We start from the raw sequence: 21229 nt of genomic DNA, 5'->3' as shown, positions 1-21229 counted from the left end.
TCGCTCCCACGTACCATCGCCCTCCTTTCGGCCATCGCTGCGATCGCGCTGGCTTCCCCTGCTCTCGCCGCCGCCCCCAAGCCTGACGCCACCGTCAAGACCAAGAGCATCGACGCCCGAATCTTCCTCGACGACAAGATCAAGGCCGACGCGGCACTGGCGGCGGATTGCCTCGCCGAGGGCAAAAAATGGCTCGCCAAAAACGCCGCTGATGCGGCCGCCTCGCGCAAGGAGGACCCGCAGTTCTTCAAGGACGGCGGCTGGGATTTCGAGCGCAAATACACGATCCGCTCCGTTGTTGCCGATCGCTACATCAGCGTATTGCGCAACGACTACATGGATACCCACGGCGCCCATCCGAACTCGGACGTGAACACGATCCTGTGGGACAAGGCCGAGAACAAGCGCATCTCGATCCGGCCGTTCTTCGCCGAGACCGCCGATGGCGGCCCGACCATGAAGGCGATGGTGAAGGCCATCATCGTCTCGCTCAGGAGCGAGAAGAAGAAGCGTGACACCAGCGAGACCGCGACCGACGAATGGTTCAAGAGCGTGGAGCCGAGCCTCGTCAAGATCGGCGCGGTGAGGCTGGCGCCGTCGACGGAAGCGGGCAAGAGTTCGGGGCTCACGTTCCATTACCCGCCTTACGCGGTCGGTCCTTACGCCGAGGGTGAATATGTCGCATTCGTGCCGTGGGAGACGCTGAAGCCTTACCTCACGGCGGAAGGCGCACGCATCTTCGGCGGCGGACGGCCGAAGGGCGATGCGGAAGAGCCGCAGTGATCAACGCTTGAGCAGCGACACATTGCTCACGGCGCGCTGGTAGCGCTATCTTGCAGCGAGCTCGCAAAGCCGACTAGAATGCCGCCATTGAGAAGAGCGCCCGGTGTCACGGGCGCCGCTGGGAGGCATTCATGTCCAAGATTTCGCGCCGCAGCTTTGCGGCCTCAACTGCGGCCGTCGCGGCATCCGCCGCATTCGGCCTCACACCAGCACGCGCACAGGCCTATCCGGCCCGCCCGGTCACCGTGATCGTGCCCTGGGGCGCGGGCGGCGGCACCGACGCGACTGCGCGCATTGTCGCAGCCCTGCTGGAAAAGGATCTCGGCCAGCCCTTCAACGTGGTCAATCGCACCGGCGGCTCCGGCGTGGTCGGCCATAGTGCGATCGCGACCGCGCAGCCCGACGGCTACACCATCGGCATGCTCACGGTCGAGATCTCGATGATGCACTGGCAGGGCCTCACCGAGCTGACGCCGCGGAGCTACACGCCTCTCGCTTTGATGAACGAGGATCCGCCCGGCATCCAGGTCTCCTCCTCCTCGCCCTACAAGACGGTGAAGGAGCTCGCCGAGGCGATCAAGGCCGCGCCTCCCGGCAAGTTCAAGGCCTCCGGCACCGGCCAGGGCGGCATCTGGCACCTGGCGCTGGTCGGCTGGATGCAGGCGATGGGCCTGCCCGCCAACCAGGTCGCCTGGGTGCCGTCGAACGGTGCCGCGCCGGCGATGCAGGATCTCGCTGCCGGCGGCCTCGATCTCACGACGTGCTCGGTGCCGGAAGCGCGCGCCATCATCGAAGCGGGCAAAGCGAGGAGCCTCGCCATCATGGCGCCGGCGCGCAATCCGATCTTCCCCGACGTGCCGACGCTGAAGGAATCGATGGGCATAGACTACGCCACCGGCGCCTGGCGCGGCATCGGTGCGCCGAAGAACCTGCCGCCGGAGCTCGCAACGAAGCTCACCGCGGCGCTGAAGAAGGTCTACGACTCCGCCGAGTTCAAAGACTTCATGAGCAATCGCGGCTTCGGCATCGTGTGGGGCGATGCCGGCCACTTCGCCGGCTTCATGGACAAGGGCGACGCCCAGATGGGCGAAGCGATGAAGGCCGCAGGCCTGAGCAAGGCGTGACCAGGCACCGCGGCGCTCAGTTCACCTCTCCCCGCTTGCGGGGAGAGGGAGAAGGATACTCATAGGACCTCTCGCCATGCGTCTTCCCGACTCCGTCACGGGATCGTTTCTCGTCGTGCTCGGCGCAGCCTCTGCCTATGGCGGCTGGCTGCTGCCGCCGGTGCCGGGGCAGCCGGTCGGGCCCAATGTATTTCCGCTGGTGATCGGCATCGGGCTCGCGCTGTGCGGGCTCGCGATCGTGTTCGGCATCGGCCACACCTTCGAGGAGGAGGAAGAGCTGATCCCGCTCGAGGATGGCCTGGCCGCGGTTGCCCCGCCGCCGCAAGGAAAACTCCAAGGAAAGCTGTACGGCCTGCGTGCGCTGCTGCCGCCGGCGCTGCTGCTGTTCTATGTCGTCGCGGCGGACCGGCTCGGCTTCATCATCACCGCGGCGATCATAGTCTACGTCACCTCGACCGCGTTGGGAGCAAAGTGGAAGCTGGCGCTGCCGCTCGCAGCACTCTCGCCCTTCGCCATCCACCTCATCTTCGGCAAGCTGCTGCGCGTGCCGCTTCCCGCTGGCCTGCTGCCGACGCCCTGGTGATCCCATGCTGAAAACCCTGCTTGAGGCGTTCGCGCTGATCTCCACTTGGGAGGTGGTCATCGCGATGTTCGCAGCCTCCGTGTACGGGCTCGTCATCGGCTCGCTGCCGGGCCTGTCGGCGACGATGGCGACCGCGCTGCTGGTGCCCGTCACCTTCTATCTGTCGCCGATCGCAGCGATCGCGACCATCGTCGCGGCCTCCTCGATGGCGATCTTCTCCGGCGACATCCCCGGCGCGCTGTTGCGCATTCCCGGCACGCCCGCTTCCGCCGCCTATGCCGACGAGGCCTATGCCATGACGCGCAAGGGCCAGGCCGAGCTCGCGCTCGGGGCCGGCGTCTGGTTCTCCGCAGTCGGCGGCATCGCCGGCGTGCTGTCGCTGATGATCCTGGCGCCGCCGCTCGCGGAGGTCGCACTGTCGTTCTCGACTTTCGAATATTTCTGGCTGGCGTTGCTCGGCCTGATGTGCGCCACGCTGGTGGCGCGCTCCTCGCCGGTGAAGGCGATCGCGGGCATGTTCCTCGGCCTGCTGGTCTCCTGCATCGGCATCGAGAATCCCGGCGGCGTGCCGCGCTTCACCTTCGGGATCACCGACCTGTTCGGCGGCATCGAGCCGATCCCGGCGCTGGTCGGCGTGTTCGCGGTGGCGCAGGTGATGCGCGCGATGCTGACGCCCGAACCGCCGCCGCTGCCGCGGCGAAAATTCGGAAGCATCATGGCCGGCCAGTGGATGCTGACCAAGAAGTACCACTGGCAGATGACGCGCGGGAACATCGTCGGCATCATCATCGGCGTGCTGCCCGGCGCCGGCGCCGACATGGCCGCCTGGGTCTCCTACGCGATGTCCAAGCGCTTCTCCAAGGAGCCGGAAAAGTTCGGCACCGGCCATGTCGAGGGCCTGGTCGAGGCCGGCGCCAGCAACAATGCCAGCATCGCGTCGGGCTGGGTGCCCTCGCTGCTGTTCGGTATCCCCGGCGACACCATCGCCGCGATCGCGATCGGCGTGCTCTACATGAAGGGCCTCAACCCGGGTCCGACGCTGTTCACCGAGAAAGCGTCGAGCATGTACGCGATCTATCTGATGTTCATCATCGCGAACATTTTGATGATCCCGCTCGGCATCGCCATGATCCGCGTCGCCGCCTACATCCTGCTGGCGCCGCGCTCGGCGATCATGCCGATCATCATGCTGTGCTGCGCCGTCGGCTCATTCGCGATCGGCAACAACATGTTCGGCGTCGTCACCGTCGCCGCCTTCGGCGTGATCGGCTATGTGATGGAGGCCAACGGCTATCCCGTGGCCGCCATGGTGCTCGGCATCGTCATGGGCACCATGGTCGAGCAGGCCTTTGTCACGTCGCTGATCAAGTCGGATGGCAGTATTTTGCCGTTCTTCGAGCGCCCGGGTGCGGCGATCCTCGCCGCCATGGCGATCGGCGCGCTGCTCTGGCCAGTGATGGTGTGGGTCTGGCGCAAGGTGAAACCGGCGCAGGCGGCGGTGGCAACGGGCGGGTGATATCGGCCACAGCCAGAGTATTGGGTTAACTGGTGTTCTTGTGCTAGTATTTTGGCATGACCGAAGTCACCGACATCCCGCTCCAGGCCATAGTTGGGAAGCTAGGGGATATTACCCCTGCCCTCAGGGCTGCGGGCGTGACCCGGCTTTATGTGTTCGGTTCGCGCGCGCGTGGCGACGCACGTCCGGATAGTGATCTTGACATCCTGATCGAAACAAGACCCCGAGACGGGGCGCAACGGTTCGACTATTTCGCCGTCCAGCACATGATCGAGGACCATATCGGGATCGGTGTGCAGATTTCGATCCGCGACCTCTTGAAGCCGCGCGTAGCCGAGCGGATCGCGGACGATCTGGTCGAGGTTTTCTGAATGCCGCCGACCGCAGAAGACCGGCTGCGGGACATCCTCGAAGCCATCACTCAAATTGAGGATATCCTGCACGGCGCCACGTTCGATCGATTTACCTCGGATCGAATGACGCGATTGGCCACTGAGCGGCTTCTCGAAATCGTCTGCGAGGCATCACGATCGATCCCAAGTGAAATGAAGCAAGCCACGCCGGCCATCGACTGGCAAAAACTGATCGACTTTGGAAATCTGCTGCGCCACGCCTACCATACAACCAACGCCGAGTTCGTGTGGGACATCCTTCAAAACCACTTACCTTCCTTGAAATCCAGCGTAGAAGAACTCGTTCGCACGTCGGACCGATAGCGACGGCGCGCGAAGACAATGATGACTGATCGCAAATCCATCGACATCAAATCCCTCGCCCGTGACTTGCGATCCGGCAGCCGCGCGGCGCTGGCGCGGGCCATCACGCTGGTGGAGAGCCGGCGCGGCGATCACCAGGCGCTGGCGCGGGAGCTAGTGCAGATGCTGCTCCCTGACACCGGCAAGGCGGTTCGCGTCGGCATCACGGGGTCGCCAGGCGTCGGCAAATCCACCACCATCGATGTGCTCGGCAGCTATCTCATCGAACAGGGCCACAAGGTTGCGGTGCTCGCGGTCGACCCGTCCTCGGCGCGCAGCGGCGGCTCGATCCTTGGTGACAAGACGCGGATGGCCCGGCTGTCGGCCTCCGACGATGCCTTCATCCGCCCGTCGCCGTCGTCGGGCACGCTCGGCGGCGTCGCGGCCAAGACGCGCGAGGCGATGCTGCTCTGTGAAGCGGCTGGCTTCGGCGTCGTGCTGGTCGAGACCGTCGGTATCGGCCAGTCCGAGACGGCGGTCTGCGACATGACCGATTTCTTCCTGGGCCTGATGCTGCCGGGCGGCGGCGACGAGCTGCAAGGCATCAAGAAGGGCCTGGTCGAGCTCGCCGATATGATCGCGATCAACAAGGCCGACGGTGACAACCTCAAGCGCGCCAACATCACCGCCGCCGACTATCGCGGCGCGCTGCATATTTTGACGCCGCGGTCCGAGCATTGGCATCCGCCTGTTGTCACCTACTCCGCGCTGGCCGGCACCGGCATCGCCGAGCTGTGGCAGAAGGTGCTCGATCACCGCAAGGCGATGAACGCGTCCGGCGACTTTGCCATGCGGCGGCGCGACCAGCAGGTCAAGTGGATGTGGTCGATGCTGGAGCAACGGATGCTGGCGCGGCTGCGCAGCGAGGCATCGGTGCGGATGAAGGTCAAGAAGATCGAGACTGAAGTCGCCGAAGGCCATCTCACACCGGCGCTTGCCGCCGAGAAGATCCTGGAGTTGCTGCAATGAGCGAAAAGCTCCGCATTCTTCTGACCGGCTTCGGACCGTTTCCCGGCGCGCCCTATAATCCCACGCAGCCGTTGGTGGTGCGGCTGGCGCAACTGCGCCGACCGGCACTCGACGATGTCGCGATCGCCAGCCACATTTTTCCGGTCACCTATGCCGCGGTCGACCGGCAATTGCCCGAGGTGCTCGCGAAAGAGCAACCGGACGCGCTGTTGATGTTCGGCCTCGCCGCCCGCACGCCTTATTTGCGCATCGAGACCCGCGCGCGCAACGCGGTCACCATGCTCTGGCCCGATGCCGCCAACACCCGCTCCAGCAAGCGCGGCATCGAAGGCCATGCGGACGCGATGATGTTCGGCCCGCATACGGCAAAACTGCTGCGTGCCGCGCGCCTCACCGGCATCGACGCGCGCGCCTCGCGCGATGCCGGAGCCTATCTCTGCAATTACCTGAGCTGGCGCGCGATCGAAAACGTGCGGGCCGGCGGACCAAAGCTTGCGGCGTTTATTCATATCCCCCTGCTTGCGCGCAGCGGCGGGGTGCGACGCAAGGGCGCGCCGCGCATCACGCTGGAGGAACTGGTGGATGCGGGGGAAGCGATGTTGATGGAGATGGTGGGATTGGCAAGGAAGACGCGGAGCACACCGGTCTCGTAGGGTCGGCAAAGGCGCGCTCGCGCCGTGCCCACCATCTGCCTGCGTTCATGACGAGATTCGTAGGCACGCTGCGCTTTGCCCACCCTACGGCACCGTCTCTGCGGTAAAGATTTAACCCTACCGCGAACAATCCTCACCGCACCCGCCGCCCTGCGCTACCTAGTCCGCTGCGGACCCCCGCGTCCGCCGGAGGACGCGTCATGGACCTCAATCGCCGCCATCTCATCGGAGCTTCCACCGTCGGCATTGCCGGCGCGCTCGCCATGCCGGTCAACGCCGCGCGCGCGGCACCGCTGACACCGCTGCTCGGCCGCGATGCCACGCAATACGGCGTGCGGCCCGGCAGCAGCGAGGATCAGACGCGCGCGCTCCAGCGCGCCATCGACGAGGCCGCGCGGGCGCAGATGCCGCTGGCGCTGCCGCCGGGCATCTACCGTACCGGACTGCTGCGGCTGCCCAACGGGGCACAATTGATCGGCGTGCGCGGCGCGACGAAACTCGTCTTCACCGGCGGGGCATCCGCGATCCAGAGCGACGGTTCCGACTCCATCGGCCTCACCGGCATCACCTTCGACGGCGGCGGCGTGCCGCTGCCGACGCGGCGCGGGCTGATCCATGTGCTCGGCGGGCGTGACGTCCGCATCACCGATTGCGAGATCACCGGCTCGGGCGGCAGCGGCATCTGGCTGGAGCAGGTGTCCGGCGATGTCTCCGGCAACATCTTTACCAACATCGCGGTGACGGCGGTGGTCTCGTTCGACGCCAGGGGCCTCAGCGTGTCCCGTAACACCATCATCGGCACCAATGACAACGGCATCGAGATCCTGCGCACCGCGATCGGCGACGACGGCACGCTGGTCGCTGATAACCGCATCGAGGACATCAAGGCCGGGCCCGGAGGCTCCGGCCAGTACGGCAACGCCATCAACGCGTTCCGTGCCGGCAATGTCATCGTGCGTGGCAACCGTATCAAGAACTGTGATTACTCGGCCGTGCGCGGCAATTCGGCTTCCAACATCCACATATCAGGCAACAGCGTCAGCGACGTGCGCGAGGTCGCCCTCTATTCGGAGTTCGCATTCGAGGCCGCCGTGATCGCCAACAATACCGTGGATGGCGCCGCCGTCGGCGTCTCCGTCTGCAATTTCAACGAGGGCGGCCGCATCGCGGTGGTCCAGGGCAACATCATCCGCAATCTGATCCCGAAACGGCCGATCAGCACCGCGCCTGATGACGATGCCGGCGTCGGCATCTACATCGAGGCTGACAGCTCCGTGACCGGCAACGTCATCGAGAACGCGCCGTCCTATGGCATCGTCGCCGGCTGGGGCAGATATCTGCGCGACGTCGCAATCACCGGCAATGTGATCCGCAAGGCCCTGGCCGGCATCGGCGTCTCCGTGGTGCCTGGCGCCGGCACCGCGCTCGTCAACAACAACATGATCTCGGAAACCCCGCGCGGCGCCGTTGTCGGGCTCGACCACGCGCGCGCCGTGACGTCGGATCTGTCAGCGGACGGCGCGCAGCGGTTTGCGCAGGTCGTGATCGGCGGGAATGCGGTGCGGCGGTAGGCACCCGCCCTCGCGTCCAGCTCCCAGACGCTAGAATGCGTTGCGCAGCAGCGGATACTTCGCTTCCAGGCCGTCGAGGTTGAAGGTGAATTCGACGACGCGTTCGGGGGCTGCGACGATTTCGGCGGCCGGCGGGGCGAATTGCGGCAGAAGCGTTGCCATGGCGGCAGGCGTGGCAACCGGCGGCCTCACAGCGGGCGCGGTGAGTGACGCCGTTGCGGCAGACGCGGCGATCGGCGACCTCACGGCAGGTGGGATGAACGGTGCTCTCGCCGCAGGTGCCCTCAGCGATGGCATCTCGGCGGGCGCGGTGAACGAGGCCATCGCAGCACGCGCCGCAAGCGGTGCGGCCGGGGCGAGCGGCGCTTCCGTCACTTCGGCCAGCACATTCGGCTTGGGATCGAGCCTGACCGGCACGGCGGTCTCGGCGGCGACGTGCACGGCCTTCGGCTGCACGGTCTGGGCCGGCCCGGCCTGCGCCTGCTCGCGGGGAAACACGCGGGGCATGGTCGCCGGCGACCAGCCGAAGGCGGAGGTGACGCTCGCGGCGGCCGCGGCGACGTCCCCACCCGTGGCAATGGCGCGCCAGGTCTGGACGGCGCGTTTGGCTTCCTGGATGTTTTCGAGGAATGCGATTTCGGAGTGATAGCGGCGCCAGCGCCCGGTCTCGAACATTTCGGAGAGATGTTCCAGCCGCTGTTCGGCGAGAGCGCACCAGCGTGCCGCGATGTCGCGGTGACCGGCGCTTTGGCGATGTGTCATGAACCAGCCCGTCAGGAGAAAAATACGGACGCGGGGGACGCAACGCACACGAATCAATTTAGACGCGACATGAATATTTTGTGGAAAAGTTTTGACTTGTCCAGCAACGACGCGGCGTTCGTCATGAAAGACCGTAGTCGTGCGGAGTTTTCACGCATTTTCGAGTCAAGCTTCGCGCAAGCATGACGGACTTGCGGTGGACCTGAACGCGGCCGGCGATGGACGCAGCCGCGATCGCTCAACCGCAAGCTGATCCCAAACTTCGCTTCAAGGAATCGGATGCCCAAAAAGAAAAGACCCGTCCGGGGGGACAACCGGACGGGTCGAGCCATATGGGCGCTTGGGGTGGATGGGCGCTCGCGCCTAATATGACTTATGGGGAGGGATGACCGCTCCCACATAATTTGGTCGTGGCAGCCGGCTGAATGTTCAATGCGGTGTTCGATTTTTCGACCGTCGCGCGGCGCGCAATGTTGTCGCAGCCGCTAGCGCGTCGCCGCCCTATCCGCCTGAGAAACCGCGGATTTATCGCCCCCGCCCGACAGCGAGGGCTGGTCGATCGCGCGGATGCCGGGCTCGTCGCGACGTGGCTGCGCATCTTCACGTTTTGTTGTACCGGACGCAGCCGCAACCGGCGTCGCGCTGTCGGCGGGAACGGCCATGACTGCGGCGAAAGCATCCGCCTCGCCGTCGCCGAACAGATCATCACGGCCGGGCGAGCCGAGGTCGCGCGCGGTCTTCGCCAGCGTCATGCGCAGCGCTTCCGGCTTCAGCGCGTAGTTGCGCTCGAGCAGCAGCGCCGCGACGCCGGAGACATAGGCGGCCGAGAACGAGGTCCCCGACGTCATCTGGTACTTCCCGTCAGGCGCCGGCAGGAAGATGTCGACGCCGGGCGCCGCCAGCGCGATGTAATTGCCGCGGTTGGACGCCGAGAACAGTCTGTCCTGCTGGTCGGTCGCGCTGACCGCGATCACGTTGGGATTGGCGGCGGGATAAAGCGGCGGCGATTTCGCCCCCGCATTGCCGGCGGCTGCGATCAGCACCAGCCCGCGCCCGGCGGTGGCGGCGATGGCGCGCTCGATCACGGCATCCTTCGGGCCGGCGAAGCTCATATTGACGATCTGGGCGCCGTGCTCGGCGGCGTAGTTGAGCGAGCGCAGGATGATGTAGGACGAGCTCTCGGCACCCCCCGTGGTGCCGCCGAAGGCGCGGATCGCGATGATGCGCGCCTCGGGCGCGCTGCCCATCAGCTTGGCATGCGCCACGATCGCGCCGGCGATGCCGGTGCCGTGGACGTGCGGTCCCTCGGTGCTGCCGAGCGCATCAAAATTGTCGGAGATGGAATTGGCGAGCTCGGGATGTTTGGCGTCGATGCCGGAATCGATCACGGCCACCGTCACGTTGGCACCGTGCGCCAGGGTGTGCGCCTGCGGCAGACGTAGCTTGGCCAGTGCATATTGCGCCGGATCGCCTTCGGTCGGCGTCGTCGGCTTCTGGTCCTGGAGCACGTAACGGAAATTCGGCTGGACCGAGCGCACGCTGCCGTCCGCGGCGAATTCGCGCCGCACCGTCTCGTAAGCGCGGCCGTCGGTGATGCGGAACAGGCCGAACGTGGCCCCGATCAGCGGGAAATTTTCGGATGAGATGCGCGCGAGGCCGTGGCGGCGCGCAAGCGCGTCGGCCTCGGTCATCGACAGCGCGCCGTCGATCTCGGCAACGAATTCGTTGGCGATGGTGCGCAAGTCGACGGTAACAGGCGTATTGTTGCCACGCCCCTTGCTAGCGCTCTTCTTGCCGGACTTGCCGGTACCCTCGCCGCCCGCATTTGGCTGGGCGAGGCATTCGCCGCCGGCGTCGCGGTAGGCAGCCGTACAGGCCGGATAGAGGTTCGGCGAGTAGCGCGCGTAGGGCAGCACCGGCGCCGGCCCAATTCGGGGCACTGAGATCCGAGCGGTCGAGATCGTGCGCGGCCCGCGGTCGACGCTGACGGCGCGTGCGGTCACGCTCGGGCTGACACGTGCGGCGACGCTCGGAGAGATGGTCGGTGTGCGCGAGGGAACGCTGATGGTGGGCGTGCGCATGATCGCCTGCGCCTGCGCAACCTCGACGCCGAGACAGGCCGCGAGCAGCAGCGCAGCTCCGACCGACGAGGTGTAGGCCGCGGCTCGCAACTTGCTCTCGGACTTGCGCGTCATCGGTTCAGAGGCGCCTTACGGCGCCGCGACGGCGAGGTTGACGAACTTCTCGCGCTGCATCCTGCCGAGCAGCGCAGCAAGCTCGTCCTGGCTCATCGCCTTGTCGAACTGGAGGCGGAACATGCCGCCCTTGGCATCGCCGATGATCGACGCCTGATAGCTGTCGAGCAATGCGGTGATGTCGGCAACCCGCGCCTCGGGGGTGAAGCGCACCAGCGCGCGAGCCGGTGCTGCGGATGCACCCAGTTCGCGCGTGATCGGGGCACCGGTCGAGAGCGAGGCGGTCTGGAAGGTCGCGGTCTGGGTCTTCATCAGCACGGCGCCGATGATGCCGGCCTGGAGCAGCAGCGCGATGGCACCCAGGCTCGCCGACCAGGCCAGCGTGCGCGGCGACAGGCCCGAGAAGAAGGTCGCGATGCGCGCCGAGAGCGGCAGTGAACCGATCGGACGCGCCGGCTCGGCGTCGATCGCGGCGAACAGCTTCTGCATGGCACGCGCCGACGGCGCCCCTAAGCTCTCGTTCAGATGGATGGTCTCTTCGTACTCGCCGCGGATCGCAGCATATTGCTTCGCGAGCGCCGGATCATTCGCCAGCGCTTCCTCGACGCGGTGGGCGTCGCGCGCGCTCAGCGTGCCGGCGGCGTGCCAGGGCAGCAGCAGTTCAATTTCACTGGGCTCTTGCTCCAGCATCTTCTTGCTCAAAGCCATCATGGCCAGCCTCGCTCAATGCCGGCTGCCTTCAGCAGTTCGGCCAATTTCTTGCGCGCATAAAACAAGCGCGTCTTCACAGTGTTCTCCGGAATGCCAACGATTTCGGCCACTTCTTCCACGGATTTCTCGTGGTAGTAGACGAGATCGACGATTTCCCGATGGTCCGGCGAGAGGCCCGTCAGACATTCCCGCAACGCTTCACTGGTATCCTTCTTCTGCACCACCGTTTCCGGATTGTCGGACGAATCCTCAATCGCGTTCGCGGCGTCGTCGTCCAACTCAAAATCCTTCCTGCGCCGGAGCGCCGAGAGGGCCTTGAATCGGGTGATTGCCAGCAGCCAGGTGGAAACAGCGGATCGGCCTTCGAACTTGCCGGCTTGACGCCAGACGTCGAGAAACACCTCGCTGATGAGGTCTTCCGCCGCCTGCTCGTCCCGCACGAGCCTCAGCCCGAACCTGTAAACCCTGACATGGTGCCGCCCGTACAGCACCTGCATGGCGAGCCGGTCACCCTGAGCGATCCTGGCGATGAGGACCTCGTCCGTAGCCGCCTGTGTCACGCTCAAAGCCCGTCTCGCAAAGTAGGTCGGGGCGGCGCGGCAGACGGTTCGACGGGAGGAGCGAAATTCTTCAACCTACCGCAGCCATACGGGGGCTTGTGTGATCTACCCCACATACACGAATTTTCCTTTTGCCACCCGCGGCGGTCGGCCGCTTCGCTCAAGAACGGTAACATAGTAATGAAGCACTTTCCTGCGCAATGCCGCCCCAGTGCGGACGGCCCGACCTGCATGGAACCATAGCAGCCCTGCACGACATATGTCTCACCAAGCCATGTTTTGGCTCGACCGCATCGCCAGCGATGCCTAATTGCCGGCAAATTCACCTGCCGGCCGCCATCACCCTGTACTGCGCTGCACCGTTTGGATTCCGTTTCAAAGGATACCAAACCTAAAGGCTTGCCGCGTAGATTTTTGCGCTGAACTCCACGATTGGCGGGACAATGAGCACGGCCGCGACGTCCTTACCGGAGAGGAATGCCGTTGAGGTCGCGGATCTCGTTCTCATGCCCGACGCGGCGGCGCCCGAGGTCCGGGCGCGCCGGGCACGGCAGCGCCGGCAGATGTATGTCGGCCAGGTCGCGAGCTACTCGCTCGGCGCCTTCGTCCTGCTGCTCTACGGCTATGACGGCACCGTTGCGATGCACGTTCCGTCGCTGTTCTGGGTCGGCGGCCTGTCGATCATCGGCATCTTCGTCGTGATGTCGGAGGCCGGCGTCGGCGACAGGCATACCGATCACTATCTCACCGTCTTCCAGATCTCGGCGCATATGGCGCTGCAATTCGTGTTCCTGGTGTCGGTGCCGGCGATCGGCATCGCCTTCGTCAGCGTGCTGTTCCTGATCTTCGCCTTCGGCACGCTGCGCATGACGTCGGCGCAGGCGATGTTCACCTGGGCGATCGCGACCACTTGCCTTGCTGCCGTCTTCCTCGGCTCCGACCTGCCGATCGGCATGCCCGTTGCCACGAAGCTGCAGCGGACCGCCTCGATGCTGTGCTTCGTGCTGGTGATCGGCCAGTGCGCCTTCCTCGGCCTGTTCGGCGCCACCCTGCGCAAGGTCCTGTACCGACGCAGCATCGAGCTGAAGGACGCCTATCGGCGCATCGAGGAGCTGGCCGAGCTCGACGAGCTGACCGGCTCCTACAATCGCCGCTGCATCATGCGTCTTCTCGACGCCGAGATGGAAAAGTCGCGGCAGACTTCCGCGCCTTGCGCGATCGCGCTGATCGACCTCGACTGGTTCAAGCGCATCAACGATGCCCATGGCCATCCCGTCGGCGACGAGGTGCTGCGCACCTTCGCCATCACCATTTTCGCCAACATCCGCCCCGCCGACTGTTTTGGTCGCTACGGCGGCGAGGAATTTCTGCTGCTGCTGCCGGATACAGCGGGCGATGCCGCCTCGCGCATGATGGAACGGCTGCGCGGCATCATCGCCGATCTCGACTGGAGCGCATTTTCCCCGGGCATGCGGGTGACGATTTCCGCGGGCGTCGTGACGCTCCGCCACACCGATACTGCCGATACTTTTCTCGCGCGCGCCGACAGCGCGCTCTATTCCGCCAAGGCGCAAGGGCGCAACCGAGTTGCAACGAGCTGACCAATCCATTTCCTCCCGGCGCGTGAGAATCCGCCGCCGGACCGAACGCTCCAGGACAGGGCCATGAGATCGAAATCCGCCAAACCATCCGAAAACCTGCTGGAGGAATTGCAGGCCGCGCTCTCGCACGGCACCGTTGCGCGCCGGGTCGAGACGCTGCGCCGTGTCACCGATCTCTTCGTGGGCAATGTGGTGGAATATTCGGACGAGCATGTCCGCGTGTTCGACGACGTGTTCCAGTGCCTGGTCGAGCAGATCGAGACCTCGGCCCGGGTGCTGCTGGCCGACCGCCTCGCACCGCTCGCGGTCGCGCCGCCAAAGATCATCCGCACGCTCGCGCTCGACGAAGTCATCGAGGTCGCCGGGCCCGTGCTGTCGAAATCGGACCGGCTGGACGAGACGACGCTGCTCGAGATCGCGCGCACGCGCGGCCAGGCGCATCTGAAGGCGATCTCGCTGCGGCGGGTGCTGTCGGAAGCGCTGACCGACGTGCTGGTCACGCGCGGCGACGAGGACGTGGTGCAGTCGACCGTCGGCAATCCGGGCGCGCAGCTCTCCGAGGGAAGCCTCACCGACCTCGTCGCGCGCGCCGAACGCGACGATGATCTTGCTACCTGCATCGGCCTGCGGCCCGATTTGCCGCGCCATCACTATCTGAAGCTGGTCGCGAAGGCCTCGTTGAGCGTGCGCAGGAAGCTGGAGGCCGCCCATCCCGAGCTTGCGGACGAAGTCTCGATCGTGGTCCATGAAGCCACCCAGCGGGTCCGCACCGCCGCCATGACCCGGCAGACCGAGATGGCGCGCGCGCTGGTGAGATCGCTGCACGAGGACGGCCGCCTCAACGAATTCCAGGTCGCGACCTTCGCCGAACAGTACAAGTTCGACGAGACCAATGCGGGGCTGGCGGCGCTGGCAGGCGTCGCGGTCGAGACCGCCGAAAACATGATGATCGAAAGCCGGACCGAGGGCGTGATGATCCTCGCCAAGGTCGCGGGCATGCAATGGTCGAGCGTGCGCGCGATCATCGCGATGCGCGAGAAGCTGTCAGGCGGCCCGCAGACCGAGGTGCTGACGCTGCGCGATACCTACGAGGCACTGCGCTCATCGACCGCACAGCAGGTGCTGCGCTTCCACCGCATGCAGCGGGGCGCCACTCCCGCAGCCTGAGACCGCCGCGAACCGCCTCAGGCGTCAGGCATGTGATCCAGCAGCTTGTCGAGCGTGATCGGATAGTCCCTGACCCGTATGCCGGTCGCGTTGTAGATGGCGTTGGCCAGCGCCGCCGCGACGCCGCATATCCCGAGCTCGGCGATTCCCTTTGCCTTCATCGGCGACGACATCGGGTCCGTCTCATCCAGGAAGATCGTGTCCTGGTGCGGGATGTCGGCATGAACCGGAACCTCGTAGCCGGCGAGATCGTGGTTGACGAAGAAGCCGCTGCGCTTGTCCACCGCCAGCTCTTCCATCAGCGCCGCCCCCACGCCCATGGTCATGGCGCCAATGACCTGGCTGCGCGCCGTCTTCGGATTGAGAATGCGGCCCGCGGCACAGACGGCAAGCATGCGGCGGATACGGATCTCGGCCGTCGCCACGTCGACGCCAAGTTCGACGAAATGAGCGCCGAACGTGGATTGCTGATGAGTCTTGGCGAGATCGCCGTACTCGATCGAATCCTCCGCCGTCAGCTCACCGTCCGACGCGGCCTGCCCCAACGGAGCGCTTCGGTTGCCTGATGACACCTGGCCATCTACGAAAGCAGCGTCGGCAGAGTTGAACCCGAGCTTCTGCGCCACGGCCTCGCGCAGCTTGACGCAGGCGGCATAGACGCCCGAGGTCGAATTGTTCGCACCGAACTGGCCGCCGGAGCCTGCGGACACGGGGAAACTGGAGTCACCAAGGCGCACGACGACCTTCTCCAGCGGCACGCCCATCATCTCCGCTGCGGTCTGGGCGATGATCGTATAGCTGCCGGTTCCGATGTCGGTCATATCGGTCTCGACAGTCACGCGCCCCTGTCCGTCGAGGCGAACGCGAGCCCCCGATTTCATCAGCAGATTGTTGCGGAACGCAGCGGCCACGCCCATGCCCACCAGCCAGCGGCCGTCACGTTGCTTGCCCGGCTCGGCATGTCGCTTGCTCCAGCCAAAACGCTCCGCGCCGATCCGCATGCATTCGACCAGTTGCCGCTGCGAGAACGGACGGTTCGGGTGTTCAGGATCGACCTGGGTATCGTTGCGCGCGCGGAATTCGACCGGGTCGATTCCCAATCGCTCCGCCATCTCGTCCATGGCAATCTCGAGCGCCATCATGCCGGGCGCCTCGCCGGGCGCACGCATCGCGTTGCCTTCAGGCAGATCCAGCATGGCCAGACGCATCGCCGTCATCCGGTTCTCACCGGCATAGAGCAGACGGGTCTGGTTGACCGCGGTCTCCGGCCTGCCTTCCGGCAGATTGCCCGACCAGCTCTCGTGTCCGATCGCCGTGATCTTGCCGTCTCTGTTGGCGCCGATACGAATGCGCTGGATCGTCGCCGGTCGATGCGTCGTATTGTTGAACATCAGGGGCCGCTGCATGGCGACCTTGACCGGACGGTTGGCAGCACGGGCGCCGAGCGCCGCGAGGACAGCATCGGCGCGAAGGAATAGTTTGCCGCCGAAGCCGCCGCCAATGAACGGCGAAATGAGGCGAACGTTTTCCTTGGGCAGGCCAAGGGTCTTCGCAACATCTCCGGTGGTCCAGGCGATCATCTGGTTGGAGGTCCAGAGCGTGAGCTTGTCCCCTTCCCATGCCGCCATCGACGCGTGCGGCTCCATCATCGCATGGGCCTGATCCGGCGTGGTGTAGGTCGCATCGAGCTGCACCGGCGCAGACGCGAAGGCGCCGGAGAAATCACCGACGGTTGTGTCCGGCTGATTGTCGCCCCGTCCGGGAGGCTTGGCGGCCCCATCCCGTCCGGCCCAGAGGTCGAACGAACCCTTCGTGGCGGTGTAATCGACCTTGACGAGCTGGGCGGCAGAACGAGCCTGCTCGAAGGTTTCGGCGACGACGACCGCGACCGCCTGGTGATAATGGTCGATCTCCGGGCCGCCGAGCAGCTTTGCCGTGTTGTAATTGCCTTTGCCGAGCTTGCCGGCGTTCTCCGACGTGACGATCGCGATGACACCGGGTGCAGCCTTGGCGCGCGACAGATCCATCGAAGCAATCCGGCCCTTGGCGATGGCCGAGCCGACAATGTAGCCGTAGGCGGGGTTCGTAGCGCGATCGTGCCACTCATAGGCATAGGTCGCCCGTCCCGTTGTCTTCAGCGGGCCGTCGATCCGGCTGGTCGCATGACCGATGACCTTGAGCTGATCGATCGGGTTGGTGGTCGCAGGCGTATCGAACTTCATGGCTCAACCTTTCGCTTCGGTCAGGACCGCGCCGAGGGTTCGCTCCACCAGCGAAAGCTTGAATGCATTTTCTTTCGTTGGCCTTGCGCCTTCCAGCAACCGCGCGGCAACGGCCTTGGCGCCGCGCGGCATTTCGGCTTCGGCCGCTTCGACCCGCCACGGCTTGTGCGCAACGCCGCCGACCGCGACGCGGCCTGTTCCGTCACGCTGGACGATCGCTCCGACGGAGACCAACGCGAAGGCGTAGGAGGCGCGGTCGCGGACCTTCCGGTAGATATGCGTTCCGCCAACGGGCTTCGGCAGTGTCACAGACGTGATTAACTCGCCTGACGTCAGCGTCGTCTCGATGTGCGGGGTATCGCCGGGCAGACGGTGGAGATCGGCGATCGGAATGTCACGGGTCGAGCCGTCCGGGCGAACTGTCTGCACGGTCGCGTCGAGCGCACGCATCGCGATCGCCATGTCGCTTGGATGCGTCGCGATACAGGCGTCGCTTGCGCCGATCACGGCATGCTGGCGCGTCACGCCGCCGATGGCCGCGCAGCCGCTGCCGGGACTGCGTTTGTTGCAGGGCTGGTTGGTATCATAGAAATAAGGGCAGCGCGTCCGTTGCAGCAGGTTGCCGGCAGTGGTTGCCTTGTTGCGCAATTGCCCGGACGCACCCGCAAGCAGCGCACGTGACAGCAAGCCATAGTCGCGCCGGATCCGCGCATCGGCCGCCAGCGTCGTATTGCGCACCAGGGCGCCGATGCGAAGTCCGCCGTCGGGCGCCGGCTCGATCTTGTCGAAGCCGAGGCCGTTGACGTCGATCAAATGGGACGGGGTCTCGATTTCGAGCTTCATCAAATCGAGCAGATTGGTGCCGCCCGCAATGAATTTTGCGTTGCTGTTGCTGGCGGCCGCGGATGCTGCCGCCTCGGCGGAGTTCACCTTCTCGTAGGTAAAGGATTTCATGCAGGCCTCCCGGCAACCTCAGTGATCGCCTCGGCAATGTTGGAATAGGCGCCGCAACGGCAGATATTGCCGCTCATGCGCTCGCGCAGCTCGGTGTTCGTCAGATGCGGAGCCGCATTCAGATCGCCGGTGACGTGACTGGGAATCCCGGCCTTGATCTCATCCAGCACCGCCACAGCCGAGCAGATTTGACCGGGCGTACAATAGCCGCACTGAAAACCATCATGCCTGACGAAGGCGGCCTGCATCGGATGCATATGCTCCGGCGTACCAAGCCCCTCGATGGTCGTGACGCTCTCGCCCTCATGCATGACCGCGAGTGTGAGGCACGAATTGATCCGCTGCCCACCGACGATCACGGTGCAGGCGCCGCATTGACCGTGGTCGCAGCCCTTCTTGGTACCGGTGAGATGGAGATGCTCGCGCAGGGCGTCGAGGAGCGTCGTGCGGGTGTCGAGCTTCAGAGCGCGGACCTCGCCGTTGACGCTGAAGGACAACGTTGCCATCGCCGGCGTTCCTTCCGCGGCGGCCGGAAGCGCGGCAGCAGAGTTCTGGGCTTTGGCGGCTGGCGAAGTGGCTCCGACCGCGACCGTCGTGGCGGTTCCGATCAAGAGGTTCCGCCGCGACATTTCGAATGCGCTGGGTTTTCGCATGGTTGGGCATATCCCTCGCTACAGCAGCGTCCATCGACGCGCTGGATAGAAGTCGTCCAACCGAAGTTAGTTTCTAGACACGAACGGGATTAGCCGTTCACAATGGCATGACCTTATTAGCGGTGCTCATGAATGCTGGCGCCATGATGATGGCGACATGGGGCCGATCGAATGCCGCAAGTCGCGCAGATGTGACGCGACTTCAATCTGTGCGGAACGTCCCTAGTACCGCAACACCCTCGATCCGACCGCCGCACCGATCGCCGTCACCAGTGCGGTTGCGATCGTGTACCAGGTCGCGACAAACAGCGGCGAGTCGTCGGTGCAGTGGGAGGCGTAGAGCGTCGCGGCGAGCCCGGCTGACACCAGGCCGGCGAGCGCACCGGCCAGCGCAGGCCGCGACGGCGCGCCGTGGCGGAGGCCATACAGCGCGCCCGCCAGCAACGGCAGCGACATTGCGGGGATTGCCGAGAGGCACCACCGCGAGTTCTTGCCGACGAGTCGCATCGTCATCGGCATGGCCGGCGCCATCATCGCCTCGCTACCGATCGCCACCGCGAGCAGCCCGACCGGGAGCAGCAGCAGCCAGCCCCAACCACGCATCAAGGCTTCGGGCCGCGACAAATGCAGGCTGATGATGATTGCGGGGATCGCCAGCGACAGCGTGACTGCGAACTTCATGTCGAAGAACGGGTTGCGCATCGCGCTCATCACGTCAGGCCGCACGCCGAGGAAGGTGGCGAAGATCAAAATCGACAGCGGCGCTCCGACGAGGAGTCCCATCGTCAGCACGGCGCCGACGCGCGGGGCTCGGCTGGCATTGTCGGCCGCAAGCGAGCGAATGAGTTGATCGGTATCCATGACTAGTGGTCCCGCAGTTTGGCAGTCAGTGCCGCAAGTCCGCGATGCAGCGCGACCCGCACCGCACCTTCGCTCATCGAAAACTTCGCCGCCGTGTCCTTGATCGAGGCGGCCTCGACCGCGATCGACTGCAACACGTCGCGCTGGCGCTGCGGCAGCGTGCCCAGCTGCGTCGCGACCTCGGCCGCCGAAGCGGTCTCCTCCGGCACCTCGCCCGGCAGCGTCTCGGAGAAATCGTCGATGTCGACGAAGATCCGCCGGCCCCGCCGCCGCAACGTATCGATCAGCTTGTTGCGGGCGATTGCAAACAGCCACGGCGCGAAGGGAGCTTCGCTGTCCCAGGTGTGCCGCTTCAGATGCACCGCCAACAAAATCTCCTGCACGATATCCTCGGCCTGATCAGGGGGCTGCCCGGCCCGCGCCAAACCCCGCCTCGCAGCAGCGCGCAGCACGGGCGTGACCGCCTTCAACAGGCGATGATACGCCGCATCATCGCCTGCCATGGCCGACCGCATCAGGCCGGTCCACTCGTCTTCACGTCCGCGCACGCGCGCCCTCACCATGCAATTCGGCCGCTCTTTCAGTTTGTTACGCGGGCGCCCTCATAATCACGAAGTCGTGATCGATGCTGGCCCATTGTCTGCGCGGCCGTCAGAAATCTGCGACGGCTCATAACACCGATCGGTCCCGTCCGCACCCGGCCTCGGCTGCGGTCGGGACGGCTCGCCCCGTTTTTGCCCGATGTGGCCCGAAGATTCCCATTTTCTGCCCCGCTGTCGTCACGCCACGGCGTCTCTGTTCGGTCCCGGGATGGGGGATTGGGGAGATCGTCAACATGATGAAAGCGAGCGGGCGCACCGCCCTGATTCTTCTTGCCGGGCTTTTCCTGCTATTCGGAGGCGCCGCACAGGCGGCGTCGAATTCGGCTGCGAGCGGCAAACCGGACAGCGCAGGCCAACCGGCCGACGCGGTCAAGCCGGACAAGCACCGGCGCCACACTTCGCGCCACATAAGCAGCAAGACCGCGCAGAAGTCCTCCGACGACAAGGCCGGCAAGACCGACGCCGCCCCCAAATCCGACAAGGCGAGGACGGACGAGGCGAAGGCCGATAGCGACATCCCGGCCGCGAGCCAGATGTCGCCCGAAATCGCCAACGCCCATGCGCAGCTCGCCGCCGCCGATACGCCGCCCGCGGCTGCGGCCTCCGCGATGACAGGCCGCGCCAACGACAACGTCCAGGCAGCGGCCGATAATACCGCCACGCCGAATGCCGAGAACCAGGCAACGGCCCCCGATCAGCTTGGTGATCCCGACCCTGCGCCGGCGCAGAAGGCGGTGATCGCCGCAACCGACGCGCAGCCGCGGCCGGCACCGGTGATGGCGAGCAGCCAGCACAGTTCGGCCTGGGACCAGAGCTCCCTGATCGGCAAGATCTTCATCGGCGTCGGCACACTGCTGACGCTGGCCTCCGCCGCGCGCATGTTCATGGCTTGATCTCTTGGCCTGAGGGACCTCGCCCGGGACGCGCACCCGCTGCGCGTTCCGGCGGCCTTTGGCCCCCTTGAAGCCATCCGCGCCAGCGGGCACA

The 21229-nt window shown here is 65.5% G+C and carries 21 protein-coding genes; 12 read left to right on the top strand and 9 right to left on the bottom strand.

Going from position 1 to position 21229, the window contains the following annotated elements:
* Nucleotides 1-15 precede the first annotated feature (15 nt).
* From B5V03_RS09020 to B5V03_RS08980, 9 genes are all read left to right on the top strand, one after another.
* On the top strand, nucleotides 16-783 hold the full coding sequence (locus B5V03_RS09020; RefSeq protein ID WP_129269698.1) for an RsiV family protein: 768 nt from the start codon (nucleotides 16-18) through the stop codon (nucleotides 781-783).
* 131 nt (nucleotides 784-914) lie between these two features.
* Nucleotides 915-1907 carry a tripartite tricarboxylate transporter substrate binding protein gene (locus B5V03_RS09015; RefSeq protein WP_129269266.1) on the top strand — a complete coding sequence of 331 codons (993 nt, stop codon included), beginning with the start codon at nucleotides 915-917 and terminating at the stop codon, nucleotides 1905-1907.
* A gap of 76 nt (nucleotides 1908-1983) precedes the next feature.
* Nucleotides 1984-2490 (top strand): tripartite tricarboxylate transporter TctB family protein, encoded by a 507-nt coding sequence (locus tag B5V03_RS09010; RefSeq protein WP_129269264.1) that lies wholly within the window; start codon nucleotides 1984-1986, stop codon nucleotides 2488-2490.
* Between the two features lie 4 nt (nucleotides 2491-2494).
* Nucleotides 2495-4006, top strand: coding sequence for a tripartite tricarboxylate transporter permease (locus B5V03_RS09005; RefSeq protein ID WP_129269262.1), 1512 nt, complete (start codon nucleotides 2495-2497; stop codon nucleotides 4004-4006).
* Nucleotides 4007-4062: 56 nt separating this feature from the next.
* Entirely contained in the window at nucleotides 4063-4377 is a 315-nt protein-coding gene (locus tag B5V03_RS09000; RefSeq protein ID WP_129269260.1) for a nucleotidyltransferase family protein, read from the top strand.
* On the top strand, nucleotides 4378-4722 hold the full coding sequence (locus B5V03_RS08995; RefSeq protein ID WP_129269258.1) for a HepT-like ribonuclease domain-containing protein: 345 nt from the start codon (nucleotides 4378-4380) through the stop codon (nucleotides 4720-4722). It abuts the gene before it with no gap.
* Nucleotides 4723-4743: 21 nt separating this feature from the next.
* Entirely contained in the window at nucleotides 4744-5730 is a 987-nt protein-coding gene (gene meaB / locus B5V03_RS08990) for a methylmalonyl Co-A mutase-associated GTPase MeaB (protein ID WP_206736130.1), read from the top strand.
* The gene (locus tag B5V03_RS08985) at nucleotides 5727-6383 is read left to right on the top strand and encodes a pyroglutamyl-peptidase I (protein ID WP_129269254.1); all 657 of its coding nucleotides are present in this window, start codon (nucleotides 5727-5729) and stop codon (nucleotides 6381-6383) included. Before meaB ends, B5V03_RS08985 begins: the two co-directional genes overlap by 4 nt.
* A gap of 200 nt (nucleotides 6384-6583) precedes the next feature.
* The gene (locus B5V03_RS08980; protein ID WP_129269252.1) at nucleotides 6584-7954 is read left to right on the top strand and encodes a TIGR03808 family TAT-translocated repetitive protein; all 1371 of its coding nucleotides are present in this window, start codon (nucleotides 6584-6586) and stop codon (nucleotides 7952-7954) included.
* 30 nt (nucleotides 7955-7984) lie between these two features.
* Here B5V03_RS08980 and B5V03_RS08975 read toward each other — a convergent pair whose 3' ends face one another.
* From B5V03_RS08975 to B5V03_RS08960, 4 genes are all read right to left on the bottom strand, one after another.
* A complete protein-coding gene (locus tag B5V03_RS08975; protein WP_164987885.1) occupies nucleotides 7985-8716 on the bottom strand; it encodes a TIGR03809 family protein in 732 nt (243 codons plus the stop codon).
* A gap of 485 nt (nucleotides 8717-9201) precedes the next feature.
* Nucleotides 9202-10911: a S8 family serine peptidase gene (locus B5V03_RS08970; RefSeq protein ID WP_129269248.1), complete on the bottom strand. Its 1710-nt coding sequence runs from the start codon at nucleotides 10909-10911 to the stop codon at nucleotides 9202-9204.
* A gap of 15 nt (nucleotides 10912-10926) precedes the next feature.
* Nucleotides 10927-11622 (bottom strand): hypothetical protein, encoded by a 696-nt coding sequence (locus tag B5V03_RS08965; RefSeq protein WP_129269246.1) that lies wholly within the window; start codon nucleotides 11620-11622, stop codon nucleotides 10927-10929.
* Complete coding sequence (locus tag B5V03_RS08960) at nucleotides 11619-12188, bottom strand: sigma-70 family RNA polymerase sigma factor (protein ID WP_164987884.1); 570 nt, start codon at nucleotides 12186-12188, stop codon at nucleotides 11619-11621. Before B5V03_RS08960 ends, B5V03_RS08965 begins: the two co-directional genes overlap by 4 nt.
* Before the next feature lie 437 nt (nucleotides 12189-12625).
* On the opposite strand from B5V03_RS08960, the gene B5V03_RS08955 reads away from it, so the two are divergent.
* Together B5V03_RS08955 and B5V03_RS08950 are read left to right on the top strand one after the other, a co-directional pair.
* Nucleotides 12626-13783 carry a GGDEF domain-containing protein gene (locus tag B5V03_RS08955; protein ID WP_129269244.1) on the top strand — a complete coding sequence of 386 codons (1158 nt, stop codon included), beginning with the start codon at nucleotides 12626-12628 and terminating at the stop codon, nucleotides 13781-13783.
* A 63-nt stretch (nucleotides 13784-13846) separates the two neighbouring features.
* Entirely contained in the window at nucleotides 13847-14950 is a 1104-nt protein-coding gene (locus tag B5V03_RS08950) for a DUF2336 domain-containing protein (RefSeq protein WP_129269242.1), read from the top strand.
* A 17-nt stretch (nucleotides 14951-14967) separates the two neighbouring features.
* Here B5V03_RS08950 and paoC read toward each other — a convergent pair whose 3' ends face one another.
* From paoC to B5V03_RS08925, 5 genes are all read right to left on the bottom strand, one after another.
* Nucleotides 14968-17172: an aldehyde oxidoreductase molybdenum-binding subunit PaoC gene (gene paoC, locus B5V03_RS08945; RefSeq protein WP_129269240.1), complete on the bottom strand. Its 2205-nt coding sequence runs from the start codon at nucleotides 17170-17172 to the stop codon at nucleotides 14968-14970.
* A 3-nt stretch (nucleotides 17173-17175) separates the two neighbouring features.
* The gene (locus B5V03_RS08940) at nucleotides 17176-18126 is read right to left on the bottom strand and encodes an FAD binding domain-containing protein (protein WP_129269238.1); all 951 of its coding nucleotides are present in this window, start codon (nucleotides 18124-18126) and stop codon (nucleotides 17176-17178) included.
* Nucleotides 18123-18779 (bottom strand): aldehyde dehydrogenase iron-sulfur subunit PaoA, encoded by a 657-nt coding sequence (paoA, locus tag B5V03_RS08935; protein WP_129269236.1) that lies wholly within the window; start codon nucleotides 18777-18779, stop codon nucleotides 18123-18125. The genes B5V03_RS08940 and paoA overlap by 4 nt, the downstream gene beginning before the upstream one ends.
* Before the next feature lie 222 nt (nucleotides 18780-19001).
* Complete coding sequence (locus tag B5V03_RS08930; RefSeq protein WP_129269234.1) at nucleotides 19002-19640, bottom strand: NrsF family protein; 639 nt, start codon at nucleotides 19638-19640, stop codon at nucleotides 19002-19004.
* Between the two features lie 2 nt (nucleotides 19641-19642).
* Entirely contained in the window at nucleotides 19643-20188 is a 546-nt protein-coding gene (locus B5V03_RS08925) for a sigma-70 family RNA polymerase sigma factor (protein ID WP_164987883.1), read from the bottom strand.
* Between the two features lie 287 nt (nucleotides 20189-20475).
* Here B5V03_RS08925 and B5V03_RS08920 point away from each other — a divergent pair, with 287 nt between their 5' ends.
* Nucleotides 20476-21135, top strand: a complete 660-nt coding sequence (locus B5V03_RS08920) for a hypothetical protein (RefSeq protein ID WP_129269230.1) — start codon at nucleotides 20476-20478, stop codon at nucleotides 21133-21135.
* Nucleotides 21136-21229 lie beyond the last annotated feature (94 nt).

It is taken from the genome of Bradyrhizobium betae, assembly GCF_004123905.1.
Classification (GTDB): Bacteria; Pseudomonadota; Alphaproteobacteria; order Rhizobiales; family Xanthobacteraceae; genus Bradyrhizobium; species Bradyrhizobium betae_A.
This window is presented reverse-complemented; position numbering and strand designations above follow the sequence as displayed.